Below are 14,934 nucleotides of genomic sequence, written 5' to 3'. Positions count from 1 at the left end.
AAGGGTGACCGAGAGGAGCGAACCGTGATCGTCGCCTTGATCGCCGCCTGTGAGATCGGCTTCTGGGTGCTGCTGGCGGCCGGACTGGCCTTCCGCTACGTGCTGCGCATGCCGCGCACGGGGCTGGCGCTGCTGCTGTGCGAGCCGCTGCTGGAGGTCGTCCTGCTGGTCGCCACCGCGCTGGACCTGAAGAACGGCGCGGAACCCAACTGGACGCACGGACTGGCCGCGCTGTACATCGGCTACACCGTCGGACACGGCCACCGCACCGTGAAGTGGCTCGACGGGCACGCGGCCCACCGCTTCGGCGGGGCCCCGCCGCCCCGGAAGCCGCCGCAGTACGGCATGGCCCGGGCGCGTCACGAGGGCACGGTGTGGCTGGGCACGCTGCTGGGCGCCGCCGTCGCGACCGCGCTCCTGCAGCTCGCCATCTGGTACGTGGACGACCCGGGCCGCGTGACGTCCCTGGAGAGCTGGCGCTACGTGGCCTGGCGTGCGGCCGGGATCCACGGACTGATCGCGCTGAGCTATCTGATCTGGCCGCGGAAGGCACCCGCGGGCGCGGTGGACGCGGTCACCGACCCGAAGGAGAGGCTCCGCCGATGAGGCCGGCCCCCGGCCGGGGCCGGTGAGGTCAGCGCTCGCCGCCCGGCACCCACAGCACGTCTCCGGTCTCCTTGTTCGCCGTCCTCGCGAGGATGAACAGGAGGTCGGAGAGGCGGTTGAGGTACGTCGCCGTCAGGGGGTTCATCGTGTCGGCGTGGACCTCGAGGGCCGCCCAGGTGGAGCGCTCCGCCCGGCGGACCACCGTGCAGGCCTGGTGCAGCAGGGCCGCGCCCGCGGTGCCGCCCGGCAGGATGAAGGAGCGGAGCTTGTCCAGCCGCTCGTTGAAGCGGTCGCAGTCCGCCTCCAGCCGGTCGATGTAGAACTGCTCGACCCGCAGCGGCGGGAACTGAGGGTTCTCCACCACCGGCGTCGACAGGTCCGCGCCCACGTCGAACAGGTCGTTCTGCACGCGGGTGAGGACCGTGACGACCTCCTCGTCCAGACCGCCCAGGGCGATCGCCGTGCCGATCACGGCGTTCGCCTCGTTGGCGTCGGCGTACGCCGAGATCCGCAGGTCCGTTTTGGCGACCCGGCTCATGTCGCCGAGGGCGGTCGTGCCCTGGTCACCGGTCCTGGTGTAGATGCGCGTCAGATTGACCATGCGGCCAGCGTAGTTACGCTCCGGCGGATCGGAACACGCGTGTGCCCACCGTCACGGAGAGCACGGTGAGACCGAGGGCGACCAGGACGCCGTACAGCATGGCGGCCGTCGCGTACTCGCCGACGTAGGCGTCCCGCACCGCGTCCACCAGATAGCGGAACGGCATGAGGTGCGACAGGACGTCCAGCCACGCCGGGCCCAGGGTCATCGGCAGCATCAGGCCGGACAGCAGCATCGAGGGCATCGTGAGCGCGTTGACCGCCGGGCCGAACCCCTGCGGGGTGCTCAGCTTCATCGCCAGCGCGTACGACAGCGCCGACAGCGACACGGTGAGCAGCGCGACGAAGCCGAAGCCGATCAGCACCCCGGCCAGCGGTGCCCGCAGGCCCATCGCCACCGCCGCCAGTACCAGCAGCACCGCCTGGAAGACGAAGACCGTGGCCTCCCGCAGCACCCGCCCGAGCAGCAGGGCCAGGCGGCTCACCGGGGTGACCCGCATCCGCTCGACCACCCCCTGCCCCTTCTCCAGGATGATCGCGAAGCCGGCGAAGGACGCTCCGAACAGCCCCAGTTGGAGCAGCAGCCCGGGAACCAGCACCTGCCAGGAGCTGCCGCGCTCGCCGAGCGGCAGACCGGTCAGCAGGGGGCCGAAGAACAGCAGGTACAGCAGCGGCATCAGGACGCCGAAGAGCAGCGCGAAGCGTGAGCGCAGGGACTGGCGGAGGTAGCGGCCGTAGACGAGGGCCGTGTCGTGGAGCAGCATCGGTGACTTCCTAGACGGCTACGGGGGCGGTGTCGGCCGGAGTGGAGCTGCGGCCGGTGACGGCGAGGAACGTGTCCTGGAGCGAGGCGTCGAGCGAGCCGCCGTAGCGCAGCTTCAGCGCGCCAGGGGTGCCCTCGGCGGCGACCACGCCCCGGTCGACGATCACCAGCCGGTCGGAGAGGGCGTCGGCCTCGTCGAGGTAGTGGGTGGTCAGGAAGACGGTCGTGCCGTGCTCGTCGCGCAGCCGCCGCACCAGGTCCCACAGGCCGGCGCGGCTGCCCGGGTCGAGCCCGGTCGTCGGCTCGTCCAGGAACAGCACCTTCGGGCGGTGGGTGAGCGCCATCGCGATGTCCAGCCGCCGCCGCTGCCCGCCGGAGAGCGCGCCGCACTTGCGGTCGAGCAGCTCGGCCAGGCCCAGCTCACGGGCCAGCTCCTCGGCGCGCTCAGCGGCCCGCGCCCGGGGCAGCCGGTACAGCCGCCCCTGCGTGACGAGTTCCTCGCGCACGCTGATCTGCGGGTCGACCCCGCCGGACTGGGCCACGTAGCCGCAGGCCCGCCGTACTCCGGCCGGGTCGGCCACCAGGTCGTGGCCCGCGACGGTGGCGGCGCCGCCGGTCGGTTCCAGCAGGGTCGTCAGCATGCGCAGGGTCGTCGTCTTGCCGGCGCCGTTCGGGCCGAGGAAGCCGAGGATCTCGCCCTCGCGGACGGTCAGGTCGATGCCGCGCACGGCCTGGACGGGGCCGTGCTTGGTCCGGAAGGTACGGGCCAGGCCGGCCGTACTGATGATTGCCATGCCGCCCAGAAAAACAGAGTCCCTTAAATTTTGCAACGCCCCCAAAATTTGGCAGCCTCCAGGAACCGCTACGATGCGGACATGGCAGAGGGGCTCAGGGAACGGAAGAAGCGCGAGACCAGGCAGCGCATCTCCGACATCGCCACCGGGCTGTTCCTGGAGCGCGGGTTCGTGACCGTGACGATGGCGGACGTGGCGGAGGCGGCCGACGTCTCCGTGAACACCGTCTACAACTACTTCCCGGCCAAGGAGGACCTCTTCTTCGACCGCTCCGAGGGGGTCGTCGACCGGCTCTCGCGCTGGGTGCGCGGCCGGGACGCGGGGGAGTCGGCCGCCCGTGCGGTACTGCGCGAGCTGCGCGCCGAGATCGAGGCCGTCTCGCCCCGTATGGGCCTCATGGCGGGGTACGACCGGTTCATGCGCTGCATCGAGGAGGCACCGCCGCTGCGCTCGCGGCTGTGGCGCATCCAGCAGGAGGTCCAGGACAACCTGGAGGCGGCCCTCCGCCAGGAGACGGGCGCCGCCGCCGACGATCCGCTGCCGGGCCTGATCGCCGGTCAGATCTGCTGGGTCCACGGCACCGTCTTCGCCGCCATCGGCCGCGAGATGGCGGAGGGGCGCGACCCGGGCGAGGTGTCCCGGGAGATGCTGGTCCTCCTCGACGACATCGAGGCGCTGTTGAGTGACGAGGTGCTCAACTACGCCGTCCGTGGCGCGGAATGACCCTCGCTGGTGTGATGTCCGTCATGTGAGACGTGACGCGCATTACTTACTGGTCACACGGGCCCTCACGAACGCTAGTGTCCGCCGGAGAGGCAGACATAAGCAGCGCGTCAGGGGAGTCGCACAGTGGCACGGAAGCTCGCCGTCATCGGAGCCGGCCTCATGGGATCCGGCATCGCCCAGGTCTCCGCGCAGGCGGGCTGGGACGTCGTCCTGCGCGACGTGACCGACGAGGCGCTGAAGCGGGGAACCGACGGCATCAAGGCGTCGTACGACAAGTTCGTCGCCAAGGGCAAGCTGGAGGCGCACGACGCCGACGCCGCCCTCGCCCGCATCACCGCGACCACCGACCTGGACGCCGCGGCCGACGCGGACGTGGTCGTCGAGGCCGTGTTCGAGAAGCTCGAGGTCAAGCACGAGATCTTCCGGGCGCTCGACAAGATCGTGAAGGACTCGGCGATCCTCGCCTCCAACACCTCCGCCATCCCGATCACCAAGATCGCGGCCGCCACGGAGCGCCCCGAGCGGGTCGTCGGCACGCACTTCTTCTCGCCGGTGCCCATGATGCAGCTGTGCGAACTCGTGCGCGGCTACAAGACCAGTGACGAAACCCTCGCCACGGCCCGGGAGTTCGCCGAGTCGGTCGGCAAGACCTGCATCGTCGTCAACCGCGACGTGGCCGGCTTCGTGACGACCCGCCTCATCTGCGCCCTGGTCGTCGAGGCCGCCAAGCTGCAGGAGTCCGGCGTGGCCAGCGCCGAGGACATCGACCTCGCCTGCAAGCTGGGCTTCGGCCACGCCATGGGCCCGCTGGCGACGGCGGACCTGACGGGCGTCGACATCCTGCTGCACGCCACGAACAACATCTACACCGAGTCCCAGGACGAGAAGTTCGCCGCCCCCGAGTCGATGCGCCGGATGGTTGACGCCGGTGACATCGGCCGCAAGAGCGGGCAGGGCTTCTACAAGCACTGAAACCGCACATGCCCCGGGGCCCATCACACCCTGGAGTGAATTCGGTATCGGTTCGCTTACAAGAAGCAACCTCTGACTCCTCCACACAGTCAGAGGTTGCATCACCCAAAACCAGAACGCGGAGCACGATTCGCACGCACGGGGAGCGCATATGCACATCAGGGGCGACCACGCCGAGCTGGTCGTCGGGGGCCGCCTCGACGTCCGCAGCGCGGCGGACGCCCGTACGGTCCTGCACTCGGCCGTCGACGACGGAGTCGGTGACCTCGTGCTCGACCTGTCCGAACTGGACTCCTGGGACGCCACCGGCCTGGGCGTGATCATGGGGGCCCACCGGCGGGCCGGCCGCTGCGGCCGGCGCCTGGTGCTGCGCGGCGTGCCGCCGCAGATGCAGCGCCTGCTGGTGGCCACGCGCCTGCACCGGATCCTGGCGATCGAAGGGGGCATCGGGGTGGAGACCCTTCCCCGCGTGTGACGCCGTGTACGGGTGTGAACCGGGCGACCGGGGAGACCCGGACGGACGTCGTCGAACCGTGCGACGCGCACAATCCTCACGAGACCGTGACGTTACGGACGGCGCGGTACCCCGGACTGTCGTAGATACTGTGCGAAGGTTTAGGGTTCGGCTGCCCGCTGCCATGACACCCTTCTAGCGGGCCCGGACCAGAAGCGACAGCGCGGTGTGCAGCAAGGCCGGGAGGGGCTTTCACAGCACACACCCGCTTTTGGGGGGCTTGACCTATGGACCCGAACACCCGGGGACCCGAGGAGTACGGCCACGAAGGCGACGGCCAGGGGCCGCGCCAGCGCCCGCCCCGGGAATCCCTCACACCCGACTTCGGACAGCACGCGCCCGCGCTCGCCCGCACGGTGCAGCTCGTCTCCGGCGACTTCCTGCTGACGGTCAACCCCGTCGACGGCAGCGAGATAGAAGTCTGCCCGCCCGCCGAACGGCCCGCCCGGCCCGTGAAGCTCACCCCGGCCGCACGCGCCGAAGCCGCCCGCGCGGCCCGGCCGCCCGTGCCGCCCGGACCCGCGCAACCCGCCCTGCCGCTGCTCGCCCGGCAGGACGAACGCGAGCAACTGGTGCGCCTGCTCGCCCGCGGCCGTTCCGCGCGCCTCACCGGCCCGGCCGGCTCCGGCCGCACCCGGCTGCTCGACCTCGTCGCCGAGGACTGCGCGGACCTCGCCCCCGACGGAGTGATCCGCCTCAACGGCTTCGGCCGCACCTCGGGCGAGCTGCTGTACGACCTCTTCCACGCGGTGTTCGACGCCCCCCTGCACCGCCCGGACCGGGACGAACTGCTCACCCACCTCGGTGAGATCGGCGCGGTCGTCGTCCTCGACGACCTCCAGTTCGGCGGCGCCGCGCTCGACGAGCTGCTGGAGGCCACCCCCGAGTGCGCCTTCCTGCTGGGCGCCACCCCGGACGTGCCCGCCCCCTCCGCCGGCGCCGCCGTCGAGGAGGTCACCCTCGGCGGCTTGGAGCGCGCGGACGGACTGGACCTGCTGGAGCACGCCGTCGGCCGCCCCCTCACCGAGGAGGAGTCCAACTGGGCGGGCGACCTCTGGTTCGAGTCCGAGGGACTGCCGCTGCGCTTCGTCCAGGCGGGTGCCCTGCTGCGGCAGCGCGACCGGCTGCGCGCCGGCGCCGGGGCCGTCGACGAGTTCGGCGTCTTCGAGGACGCGCCCCCGGCCGACGCCGCCGACACCTACGACCTCGGCGACGACGTCCCGCTGCCCTCCCTCGGCGAGGCCGCCGCGCCCGCGCCGCTGCTCGCCTCCCGGCTGAGCGCCTCCGCGCGGGCCACCCTGCGGTTCGCCGTCGCCCTCGACGGCGAGATCCCGCACCAGGCGCATCTGCCCGCCCTGGTCGGCGACACCCACGCGGACGCCGCGCTCGGGGAACTGGCCGCCTGCGGGCTGGTCTCCGCGGTCGGCTCCCGCTACCGGCTCGCCGCGGGCGTCCCCGCGCAGCTGGAGGCCGCCGGATACGCCGACGAGGCCGAGGCCGGCGCCCGCAGCGCCGCCCAGCACTACTCCTGGTGGGCCGGCCACCCCTCGGTCACCCCCGAGCGCGTGTGCGCCGAGGCCGACGCGATCCTCGCCGCCCTCGCCGTGCTCGGGCCGCTCACCACCCCGCCCGCCGAGGGCGAGGAGAGCCCGGCGCTGCACCTGGCCCGCACCGCGGCGCCCGCCTTCGCCGCCGGACTGCACTGGAGCGCCTGGGAGCGCACCCTGCGGACCGGCGCCGAGGCCGCCCGGCTCGCCGGGGACGTCGCCGAACAGGCCTACTTCCACCACGAGCTCGGCGTCCTCGCCCTGTGCGGCGGCTCGCTGGACCGCGCCCGCAGCGAACTGGAAACCTCCATCGGCCTGCGCGGCGCCCTCTCCGACAAGCGCGGCACGGTCGCGGGCCGGCGCGCCCTCGCCCTGGTCGCCGACCGCTCGGGCACGCCCATCGGGCTCGGGCCGACCGCGGCCGAGGAGGTGCCCGACGCCCGGTACGAGGAGTCGGTGTCCCCGGCCGGCGGTGTCCCGGCGGCCTTCCCGACGCTCCAGCCGCCCACGACACCGGCGCTGGTCACCCACCGCAGCGCGCCCGCGCCCTCGCGCAAGGCCCGGGGCGGGCTCAGGGGACTGGCCCGGCGCAACCTCGTGGCCGCCGGCGCGGGCGCCCTGCTCGTCGCCGTGCTCGGCACGGTCGTCACGCTCGGCGCCACCTCCGACAACGAGCCGAACACGCCGTCCGACCAGGTCGGCGTCAACCCCTCGGCCAGCCAGGGCGCGGGTGACGGCAGCCTGGGCGCCGACCCCGCGGCCAACGAAGGCGACAGCGGACCCGGCGCACCCACCAGCCGCCCGACCGACCCGGGCCCGGACGGCACCCTCGGCACGTCCGACGATCCGGCCCCGACCGGCTCCCCGAGCGGCTCGGCGGACCCGAGCGGCTCCGCCTCGCCGTCGGAGTCGCCGTCGTCCACCAGGCCCCCGTCCTCGTCCAGGCCGCCGTCCTCGTCGAAGCCGCCCACGACGTCCAAGCCGCCGACGACGTCCAAGCCGCCCACCTCGGAGCCGCCGACCTCCGAGCCGCCCACCTCGGAGCCCCCGACCTCCGACCCGCCGTCCTCGCCGTCCACGTCGGACTCGGCGAGCGGGCCGGCCTCCAGCGCCCCCGCCAGCACCACGGCGAGCGCGCCGGAGAGCGGGGCCCCGAGCAGCTCCCCGTCGGTGATCTGACGCCGTACGCGAAAGGGGCCGGGTCCGCTCGGCGGACCCGGCCCCCTCGTGTGTGGAGGCGTCAGAACAGGCGCAGCTTGTCGTCCTCGATGCCGCGCAGGGCGTCGTAGTCGAGGACCTGGCAGCCGATGCCGCGGTCGGTGGCCAGGACGCGGGCCTGGGGCTTGATCTCCTGGGCGGCGAAGATGCCGCGGACCGGGGCGAGGTGCGGATCGCGGTTCAGCAGCTCCAGATAGCGCGTCAGCTGCTCCACACCGTCGATCTCACCGCGCCGCTTGATCTCCACGGCGACGGTCTTCCCGTCGGCGTCCCGGCACAGGATGTCCACCGGGCCGATGGCCGTCGGGTACTCGCGGCGGATGAGCGTGTAGCCCTCACCGAGTGTCTCGATGCGGTCGGCGAGCAGCTCCTGCAGGTGCGCTTCCACGCCGTCCTTGATCAGGCCGGGGTCGACGCCCAGTTCGTGCGAGAAGTCGTGGAGGACTTCCTCCATCGTGATGATGAGCTTCTCGCCCGCCTTGTTGATGACGGTCCAGACGCCCTCGTCCTCCCCGGTGCCCTCCTTCAACGTGCAGGGCGGCGACATCCAGTTCAGGGGCTTGTAGGCCCGGTCGTCGGCGTGGATCGAGACGCTGCCGTCCGCCTTCACCAGGATCAGGCGCGGGGCCGAGGGAAGGTGGGCGGTGAGCCGCCCGGCGTAGTCCACGGAGCAGCGGGCAATGACGAGACGCATGGTCGGCAACGCTACTCGACGGGCACGGGTCGACGCGATTCGCCCTGGAAAACACGTGTTCGGTGTTGGCCGATTGTGTGCAGGGTGTGCTCACTGGGAGTGTCTCATCTGCGCATTTTCCTGGTGCCGCCCCCGGCCGTTGCTTACCGTATGAGCGGGAGGTCGCGGTGCGTGTACGCAGCGTGTCCGGTATCGCGCTCTCCCTCATCTGTCAGGCAACCCCTGCTCCTTGGGGGTGCGAGAGGAGAACTCATGTCGCTCGACGTCTCACCGGCCCTACTCGAACAGGCCGAGCGAGGCGAGGTCGACGAAGCGGAATTCGTCGACTGCGTCCGGACCTCCCTGCCCTATGCGTGGGAGATGATCAGCTCCCTGGTGGCCCAGCTGAAGGTGGACGGCGGTGCGTTCGCCGACAACCAGACGCCTCCGCCGGACGAGCAGGCACGCGGCCAGCTGCTGCGTGCACTTGCGAGTGACGCGATACGCGGAGCGCTGCAACGCCACTTCGGTGTCCGCCTGGCCTTCCAGAACTGCCACCGGGTGGCCGTCTTCCCGCTTGACTCCTCGGTCGATGCGACGCTGACCCGCTTCACCTCGGTCCGCAGTCAGGTGCTGAACCAGTCGCCCGAGTTCCGGGACTGCTGACGCGGCGCCGCTTGCTTGCCGCTCCGTACGCGGGAGGTGCAGTTCTGTACCGGAGCGGCAAGCGACAGGGAACGCACCGCGCACTCAGACGAGTTGGGGGAGCACCTCGGCCCCCAGCCGCCGGACGTTCTCCTCGGTCGCCGCCAGGTCGCCCGAGCCCTCGACGAGCAGCGCGAAGCGGGAGATGCCGGTCCGCTCACTGGTCGCCGCCAGCCGGTCGGCGCACAGCCGCGGGGTGCCCACCGGGTGCAGCCCGCAGAGCAGTTCGGTGTAGGCCAGCGGGTCGCGCATCCGGCGGGTGCGCCCGTCGACCGTGACATGGGCCTCCAGGCCCTGCTTCAGCCAGCCCGGCATCGCCTTCATCAGCGTCTCCGCCGCGTCGACCCGCCGGTCCGCGATCTGGCAGACACCGGCCGACACATGGGACGCGCGGTCGATCTCCTCCGCCGGCCGACCGCACGCGCGCGCGTGCCGCCGCCACAGGGCGACCATCTCGGCCTTCTCCTCGTCGCCCACGTGCATCCCGAGCAGCATCGACAGCCCGCGCTCGGCCGCCAGCCGCACGCTCGCCGGGGAGGTGCACGCGACCACCAGCTCCGGCCCGGCGACCTCCGTGAGCGCCTCCGACGGCCGGGGCACCACCGGCACCTCGCGAAAGCGGAACCGCTCGCCGTCGGCCGCCACGGACGGCTCCCGCAGCCACCGGTCCAGCAGGTCCAGGGCTTCCGGGAACCCCGTCTCGTACGCCTCCAGGCCCGCGCCGAACACCTCCAGGTCGACCCACGGCCCGCCACGCCCGACGCCGAGCGTGAAACGGCCGCCGCTGGTGTGGTGCAGCAGCGCCGCCTGTTCCCCGAGGGCCACGGGATGGACGGTGGGCAGGACGCTCACCGCCGTACCGACCCGGATGCGGCGGGTGCGGCCCAGCAGAAAGGCGGCCAGGGTGACGGCCGACGGGCACGTGCCGTACGGCACGAAGTGGTGCTCGGCCAGCCAGACCGTGTCGAGCCCGGCCTCCTCGGCCACCTCGGCCGAGCGGACCGCGCGGTGCAGCGCCTCTCCCTCACCCTGACCGGGGAACTGGGCCGCCAACACGAAACTTCCAACGCGCATTGCTTTCCTGCTTCCTTGGCTCCGACACGGAGCTCCCCCGCAGGGCATAACCGTCTGACACGTGCCGAGGACACGGCCGGTCGGGGTAATTTGCGGATTGTCTGCAGAATGGGGCGCTCCGCGAGGGGCCGGGCGCGGACCCCGCGCGCGGACCCGGGGAAGAGCCCGCCCCGCCCGGCGAGGGACTTGCGGCGTTTGGTGCCGTACGCGTACCCGTCCGCCCGCCGCGTAGGCTGGACACGGCCCGCTTCCTGTATAGCCCCGAGAGGTGTCCCGTGTCCCCGCGTCGCAACCGACCCAAGGGCGCCGGATCGTCCGGCCGGACTTCCGAGGACGACCGCGGCCGCTACGGCGGCTGGCAGTCCTCGGAGCACTGGCGGGGCGAGAACTGGAGCGTGCGGCACGTGGCCGGCGCGAGCGCGCAGGGCAAGTCGTACCGCTGCCCCGGCTGCGACCAGCTGATCCCCGACGGGGTGCCGCACGTGGTGGCCTGGGCCGAGCACACGGGCGTCGACGACAGACGGCACTGGCACAAGGCCTGCTGGAACGCGCGGGACCGCCGCACCCCCGGGGTGCAGCGGTCCCGTAACGCGCCGAGGTTCTGACCGGGCTCAGACGTCCCGCTTCTCCAGCAGCGCGAAGGCGGCGGCGAAGGCGACGGCCGTCGCGCCGAGAATGATCCACAGCGGGTCCCAGCCCGACGGCCCGGACTGGCTGAGGGAGTTGGAGTAGAAGACGCTCAGCTGGTTCGGGATCGAGTACTCGAACAGCGCGTCGCGGACGCCCTGCAGCGACTCCGAGTACATGAACAGCGCGATCACCAGCGGGGCCAGGACGGCACCGATCATGATGGTGATGGCGCCCGCCGAGTGCCGGATGATCGAGCCGATGGCCAGCGAGAGCAGGCCCAGCATCGCCACGTACGCGGCGATGCCGACCGTGCCCTTCAGCCACTCCCCGCCGGAGGGGGACTTGGCGCCGTCGCCCTCCAGCATGGCCACGTGCATGAAGGCGACGAGGGACGCCGACACCAGCGTCACGACGAACGCGACCAGGAAGAACACCACGCCCTTCGCCGCCAGCACCCGGCCGCGGCTCGGGCACGCCACCATCGTGGTGCGCACCATGCCCGTGCCGTACTCCGAGGCCGTGGTCAGCACACCCAGCGTGATGATGCACATGCTGCCCAGCAGCAGTCCGAAGAAGCCGAGCCCGAGCGGGCTCTCGCCGTCCAGGGCCGGGTCGGACTTGGCGACCACCGCGCCGGTCAGCGTGCCGATGCCCACGACGAGCAGCACGAAGACGCCGAGCGTCCACAGCGTGGAGCGCACCGACCTGATCTTCGTCCACTCCGAGGCGATGGCGTGCCCGAGGTGGGTGCGCACGACCGGGATCGGCGAGGTGTAGCCGGGGCCGGCGGGGAACGCGGCGCCGGGCGCCGCCTGCCAGGCGGGCGCGGCCTGCGGCATCTGGGACTGGGGGCTGCTCATCGGGCGTCCTCGGGCTTGGTCAGGTCGGAGGTCGGGGCGGCGGCGGGCGCGGACGGCGCCGCTGCGGGCTGCGCGGGCACGGCGGGCGCCTGCGGGGCGCCGGCACCGGCCGCGGGCCCGGACGGAGCGTCCGCGGCGGGGGCCTGCTGCGCCGGAGCCTGCGGGGTGCCCTGGGGCGTCTGCGGCGCGGGCTGGGCGTACGGGTTGGGGGTTCCCGGGCCGGGAGCCGCCTGGGCGGCGCCGTACGGGCCCGCCGGGGCCTGTGCCGGGGCGCCCTGCGGCGGCATCGGGAACGGCTGCCCGCCCTGCTGGGGCGGCGGCGGGGCGTACCAGCCCGGCTGGCCCTGGCCCGGCACCGGCATCGGCGGCTGCGCGCCGGGCGGCAGCGGCTGCTGGAGGCCTTCCTTCTGGTCGATGGTCGAGCGGTAGTCGACCGCGCCCTGCGTCATCCGCATGTACGCCTCCTCCAGCGAGGCCTGGTGCGGCGACAGCTCCCACAGACGCACGTCCGCGCGGTGCGCGATGTCGCTGATGCGCGGAAGCGGCAGACCCGTCACGCGCAGCGCGCCGTCCTGCTCGGGCAGCACGTGCCCGCCCGCCTCGGTGAGCGCCGACGACAGCTTCTCGCGCTGCTGCGGCTCGGTGTCCGGCGTCCGCACCCGGGCGAAGTCCGCGGAGTTCGCCGAGATGAAGTCCGTCACGCTCATGTCGGCGAGCAGCTGCCCGCGCCCGATCACGATGAGGTGATCGGCCGTCAGCGCCATCTCGCTCATCAGGTGGGAGGAGACGAAGACCGTCCGGCCCTCCGCCGCGAGCGCCTTCATCAGGTTCCGCACCCAGAGGATGCCCTCGGGGTCGAGGCCGTTGACGGGCTCGTCGAACAGCAGCACCTGCGGGTCCCCGAGCAGCGCCGCGGCGATGCCGAGCCGCTGTCCCATGCCGAGCGAGAAGCCCTTGGACCGCTTCTTCGCCACGTCCTGCAGGCCGACGACTCCCAGCACCTCGTCCACCCGCCGGGCCGGGATGCCCGACAGCTGTGCCAGGCACAGCAGGTGGTTGCGGGCGGAGCGGCCGCCGTGCACCGCCTTGGCGTCCAGCAGAGCGCCGACCTGGCGGGCGGCGTTGGGCAGCTTGCGGTAGGGGTAGCCGCCGATCGTCACCTGCCCGGCCGTCGGGTTGTCGAGCCCGAGGATCATCCGCATCGTCGTCGACTTGCCCGAACCGTTCGGCCCGAGGAAGCCCGTGACGGCTCCGGGCCGCACCTGGAAGGAAAGGTTGTACACAGCGGTCTTGTCGCCGTAGCGCTTCGTCAGGCCGACTGCTTCGATCATGCTCCGCACCCATCGCAAGGTTCAGGACAGCGGGGCACACGCCCCCGTAAGGGTTAGGAGGATATCGAGGCGCTGACGGTTCCGCCCAAGAGCAGGTAAAAGGTCACGCCGCGTCCGCCCCGGTTCTAGGCGTCACGCTTCTTCAGCAGCACGAATCCGCCGATCAGGGCGGCGAGCACCCACAGCCCCATGATCCCCAGGCCGCCCCACGGCCCGTACGGCGTGTCGTCGTCCAGGGGCGGGACCACCTGCATGATCTTGCTGCCGGCCTGGTCGGGCAGGAACCGGCCGACCTTCTTCGTCGCGTCGACGTTCCCCAGGATGTTGGAGATCAGGAAGAAGAACGGCATCAGGATGCCCAGCGACAGCATCGGCGAGCGCAGCATCGCGGCGACGCCCATGGAGAACATCGCGATCAGCGCCATGTAGAGGCCGCCGCCCAGCACCGCCCGCAGCACCCCGGGGTCGCCGATCTCCGCCCGGTGCTCGCCCAGCATCGCCTGCCCCAGGAAGAAGGCGGCGAAGCTGGTGACCAGCCCGACCAGCAGGGCGAGGGCCGTGGCGACCGCGATCTTGCTGAACAGGAAGGAGCCCCGCTGCGGCACCGCCGCCAGCGAGGTGCGGATCATGCCGGTGCTGTACTCGTTCGACACGACCAGCACCCCGAACACGATCATCGCGAGCTGGCCGAGACTCATCCCGGCGAAGCTGATGAACGTCGGGTCGAACTCCGCGCGCTCCTGCGCGTTCATCGAGTCGAACTCGCTCTTCGACAGGGCCGAGATGAGCATGCCGAGGGCGACCGTCACGACCAGCACCAGCGACAGCGTCCACACCGTGGACGGCACCGACCGGATCTTGGTCCACTCCGACCGCACGACCTGGGTCACCGCCATGGTCAGCCCCTCTTCCAGCCGTCGCCCCACTGCTGCTGCTGCGGTGGTGGCTCGGCGCTCGTCCCGCTCTGTGCGTGGTACTCCACCGACTCCGCCGTCAGCCGCATGAACGCCTCCTCCAGCGACGCCTGTTGCGGGCTCAGCTCGTGCAGCGTGAGACCGTGCTGCGCCGCCAGCTCGCCGACGTGCTCGGCCTTGCCGCCGTCCACCTCCAGCACCCCCTCGCCGCTCTCGACGGCCACCACCCCCGCCTGGTGCAGCACGTCCAGCAGCCGTTCCCGCTGCGGGCTGCGCACCCGCACGTACGAGCGCGAGTTGCGCGCGATGAAGTCGGCCATGGAGGTGTCCGCGAGCAGCCGCCCCTGCCCGATGACGACCAGGTGATCGGCCGTCAGGGCCATCTCGCTCATCAGGTGGGAGGAGACGAACACGGTCCGGCCCTGCGCGGCCAGCGACTTCATCAGGGTGCGGATCCAGTGGATGCCCTCGGGGTCGAGGCCGTTGACCGGCTCGTCGAACATCAGGATCCGCGGATCGCCGAGGAGCGCGGCCGCGATGCCCAGCCGCTGCCCCATGCCCATGGAGAAGCCCTTGGTCTTCTTCTTCGCGACCGCCGTCAGCCCGACCGTCTCCAGCACCTCGCCGACCCGGGCGCGCGGGATGCCGTTGCTCTGCGCGAGGCACAGCAGGTGGTTGTACGCGCTGCGCCCGCCGTGCCAGGCCTTGGCCTCCAGCAGGGCGCCGATGTACGTCAGCGGATCCTTCAGCTGCTGGTAGTGCTTGCCGTCGATCCGGACGTCGCCCGCGGTCGGGTGGTCGAGGCCCAGGATCATCCGCATGGTGGTGGACTTGCCCGCGCCGTTCGGCCCGAGGAAGCCGGTGACGATGCCCGGCCGGACGGTGAAGGACAGGTTGTTGACCGCCACCTTCTCGCCGTACCGCTTGGTCAGCCCCTCCAGCTCAATCATGCCCGCCACGCTAGAACGGGACAAAGCCCTCTGCCACCCGAGCGGCAGAGGGCTTTG

At 72.0% G+C, this 14,934-nt stretch carries 16 protein-coding genes; 7 read left to right on the top strand and 9 right to left on the bottom strand.

Features of this window, described 5'->3' with window-relative positions:
• The first annotated feature begins 24 nt into the window (after positions 1-24).
• The gene (locus tag ACF07N_RS07135) at positions 25-606 is read left to right on the top strand and encodes a hypothetical protein (protein ID WP_392109416.1); all 582 of its coding nucleotides are present in this window, start codon (positions 25-27) and stop codon (positions 604-606) included.
• Positions 607-634: 28 nt separating this feature from the next.
• Here ACF07N_RS07135 and ACF07N_RS07130 read toward each other — a convergent pair whose 3' ends face one another.
• Genes ACF07N_RS07130 through ACF07N_RS07120 form a run of 3 tightly spaced genes read right to left on the bottom strand, consistent with a single transcriptional unit; the run spans position 635 to position 2,763 of the window.
• A complete protein-coding gene (locus ACF07N_RS07130) occupies positions 635-1,207 on the bottom strand; it encodes a cob(I)yrinic acid a,c-diamide adenosyltransferase (RefSeq protein WP_383337546.1) in 573 nt (190 codons plus the stop codon).
• 13 nt (positions 1,208-1,220) lie between these two features.
• Positions 1,221-1,970: an ABC transporter permease gene (locus ACF07N_RS07125; RefSeq protein WP_383325216.1), complete on the bottom strand. Its 750-nt coding sequence runs from the start codon at positions 1,968-1,970 to the stop codon at positions 1,221-1,223.
• A 10-nt stretch (positions 1,971-1,980) separates the two neighbouring features.
• The gene (locus tag ACF07N_RS07120) at positions 1,981-2,763 is read right to left on the bottom strand and encodes an ATP-binding cassette domain-containing protein (RefSeq protein ID WP_392109412.1); all 783 of its coding nucleotides are present in this window, start codon (positions 2,761-2,763) and stop codon (positions 1,981-1,983) included.
• A gap of 81 nt (positions 2,764-2,844) precedes the next feature.
• On the opposite strand from ACF07N_RS07120, the gene ACF07N_RS07115 reads away from it, so the two are divergent.
• From ACF07N_RS07115 to ACF07N_RS07100, 4 genes are all read left to right on the top strand, one after another.
• On the top strand, positions 2,845-3,486 hold the full coding sequence (locus ACF07N_RS07115) for a TetR/AcrR family transcriptional regulator (RefSeq protein WP_383587787.1): 642 nt from the start codon (positions 2,845-2,847) through the stop codon (positions 3,484-3,486).
• Between the two features lie 126 nt (positions 3,487-3,612).
• Positions 3,613-4,461, top strand: a complete 849-nt coding sequence (locus ACF07N_RS07110; RefSeq protein ID WP_383325226.1) for a 3-hydroxyacyl-CoA dehydrogenase family protein — start codon at positions 3,613-3,615, stop codon at positions 4,459-4,461.
• Between the two features lie 151 nt (positions 4,462-4,612).
• Complete coding sequence (locus ACF07N_RS07105; RefSeq protein ID WP_003993003.1) at positions 4,613-4,936, top strand: STAS domain-containing protein; 324 nt, start codon at positions 4,613-4,615, stop codon at positions 4,934-4,936.
• A gap of 266 nt (positions 4,937-5,202) precedes the next feature.
• On the top strand, positions 5,203-7,701 hold the full coding sequence (locus ACF07N_RS07100) for an ATP-binding protein (protein ID WP_392109407.1): 2,499 nt from the start codon (positions 5,203-5,205) through the stop codon (positions 7,699-7,701).
• Between the two features lie 61 nt (positions 7,702-7,762).
• On the opposite strand, the gene nucS is transcribed toward ACF07N_RS07100, so the two are convergent.
• On the bottom strand, positions 7,763-8,434 hold the full coding sequence (gene nucS, locus ACF07N_RS07095) for an endonuclease NucS (protein ID WP_392109404.1): 672 nt from the start codon (positions 8,432-8,434) through the stop codon (positions 7,763-7,765).
• Positions 8,435-8,686: 252 nt separating this feature from the next.
• On the opposite strand from nucS, the gene ACF07N_RS07090 reads away from it, so the two are divergent.
• A complete protein-coding gene (locus ACF07N_RS07090; RefSeq protein ID WP_383325232.1) occupies positions 8,687-9,079 on the top strand; it encodes an SCO5389 family protein in 393 nt (130 codons plus the stop codon).
• 84 nt (positions 9,080-9,163) lie between these two features.
• On the opposite strand, the gene ACF07N_RS07085 is transcribed toward ACF07N_RS07090, so the two are convergent.
• Positions 9,164-10,192, bottom strand: a complete 1,029-nt coding sequence (locus ACF07N_RS07085) for an LLM class flavin-dependent oxidoreductase (protein WP_383325235.1) — start codon at positions 10,190-10,192, stop codon at positions 9,164-9,166.
• 275 nt (positions 10,193-10,467) lie between these two features.
• Between ACF07N_RS07085 and ACF07N_RS07080 the strand changes: the two genes are divergently transcribed.
• Entirely contained in the window at positions 10,468-10,797 is a 330-nt protein-coding gene (locus tag ACF07N_RS07080) for an ATP/GTP-binding protein (protein WP_383325238.1), read from the top strand.
• 6 nt (positions 10,798-10,803) lie between these two features.
• Here ACF07N_RS07080 and ACF07N_RS07075 read toward each other — a convergent pair whose 3' ends face one another.
• From ACF07N_RS07075 to ACF07N_RS07060, 4 genes are all read right to left on the bottom strand, one after another.
• Positions 10,804-11,682 carry an ABC transporter permease gene (locus tag ACF07N_RS07075; RefSeq protein ID WP_383325241.1) on the bottom strand — a complete coding sequence of 293 codons (879 nt, stop codon included), beginning with the start codon at positions 11,680-11,682 and terminating at the stop codon, positions 10,804-10,806.
• A complete protein-coding gene (locus ACF07N_RS07070) occupies positions 11,679-13,013 on the bottom strand; it encodes an ATP-binding cassette domain-containing protein (protein ID WP_392109399.1) in 1,335 nt (444 codons plus the stop codon). The genes ACF07N_RS07075 and ACF07N_RS07070 overlap by 4 nt, the downstream gene beginning before the upstream one ends.
• Before the next feature lie 125 nt (positions 13,014-13,138).
• The gene (locus ACF07N_RS07065; protein WP_392109396.1) at positions 13,139-13,909 is read right to left on the bottom strand and encodes an ABC transporter permease; all 771 of its coding nucleotides are present in this window, start codon (positions 13,907-13,909) and stop codon (positions 13,139-13,141) included.
• A 2-nt stretch (positions 13,910-13,911) separates the two neighbouring features.
• A complete protein-coding gene (locus tag ACF07N_RS07060) occupies positions 13,912-14,877 on the bottom strand; it encodes an ABC transporter ATP-binding protein (RefSeq protein WP_392109393.1) in 966 nt (321 codons plus the stop codon).
• Positions 14,878-14,934: the final 57 nt, after the last annotated feature.

The organism is Streptomyces sp. NPDC015242, from assembly GCF_043079125.1.
GTDB lineage: Bacteria > Actinomycetota > Actinomycetes > Streptomycetales > Streptomycetaceae > Streptomyces.
The sequence above is the reverse complement of the archived record's forward strand: the minus strand, read 5'-3'. Positions and strand labels throughout refer to the sequence as shown.

Coding starts and splice junctions, on each gene's coding strand:
- ACF07N_RS07100 (WP_392109407.1), top strand. CDS start 5,203: ATGGACCCGAACACCCGGGGACCCGAGGAGTACGGCCACGAAGGCGAC.
- ACF07N_RS07105 (WP_003993003.1), top strand. CDS start 4,613: ATGCACATCAGGGGCGACCACGCCGAGCTGGTCGTCGGGGGCCGCCTC.
- ACF07N_RS07060 (WP_392109393.1), bottom strand. CDS start 14,877: ATGATTGAGCTGGAGGGGCTGACCAAGCGGTACGGCGAGAAGGTGGCG.
- ACF07N_RS07090 (WP_383325232.1), top strand. CDS start 8,687: ATGTCGCTCGACGTCTCACCGGCCCTACTCGAACAGGCCGAGCGAGGC.
- ACF07N_RS07085 (WP_383325235.1), bottom strand. CDS start 10,192: ATGCGCGTTGGAAGTTTCGTGTTGGCGGCCCAGTTCCCCGGTCAGGGT.
- ACF07N_RS07070 (WP_392109399.1), bottom strand. CDS start 13,013: ATGATCGAAGCAGTCGGCCTGACGAAGCGCTACGGCGACAAGACCGCT.
- nucS (WP_392109404.1), bottom strand. CDS start 8,434: ATGCGTCTCGTCATTGCCCGCTGCTCCGTGGACTACGCCGGGCGGCTC.
- ACF07N_RS07115 (WP_383587787.1), top strand. CDS start 2,845: ATGGCAGAGGGGCTCAGGGAACGGAAGAAGCGCGAGACCAGGCAGCGC.
- ACF07N_RS07125 (WP_383325216.1), bottom strand. CDS start 1,970: ATGCTGCTCCACGACACGGCCCTCGTCTACGGCCGCTACCTCCGCCAG.
- ACF07N_RS07075 (WP_383325241.1), bottom strand. CDS start 11,682: ATGAGCAGCCCCCAGTCCCAGATGCCGCAGGCCGCGCCCGCCTGGCAG.
- ACF07N_RS07120 (WP_392109412.1), bottom strand. CDS start 2,763: ATGGCAATCATCAGTACGGCCGGCCTGGCCCGTACCTTCCGGACCAAG.
- ACF07N_RS07130 (WP_383337546.1), bottom strand. CDS start 1,207: ATGGTCAATCTGACGCGCATCTACACCAGGACCGGTGACCAGGGCACG.
- ACF07N_RS07065 (WP_392109396.1), bottom strand. CDS start 13,909: ATGGCGGTGACCCAGGTCGTGCGGTCGGAGTGGACCAAGATCCGGTCG.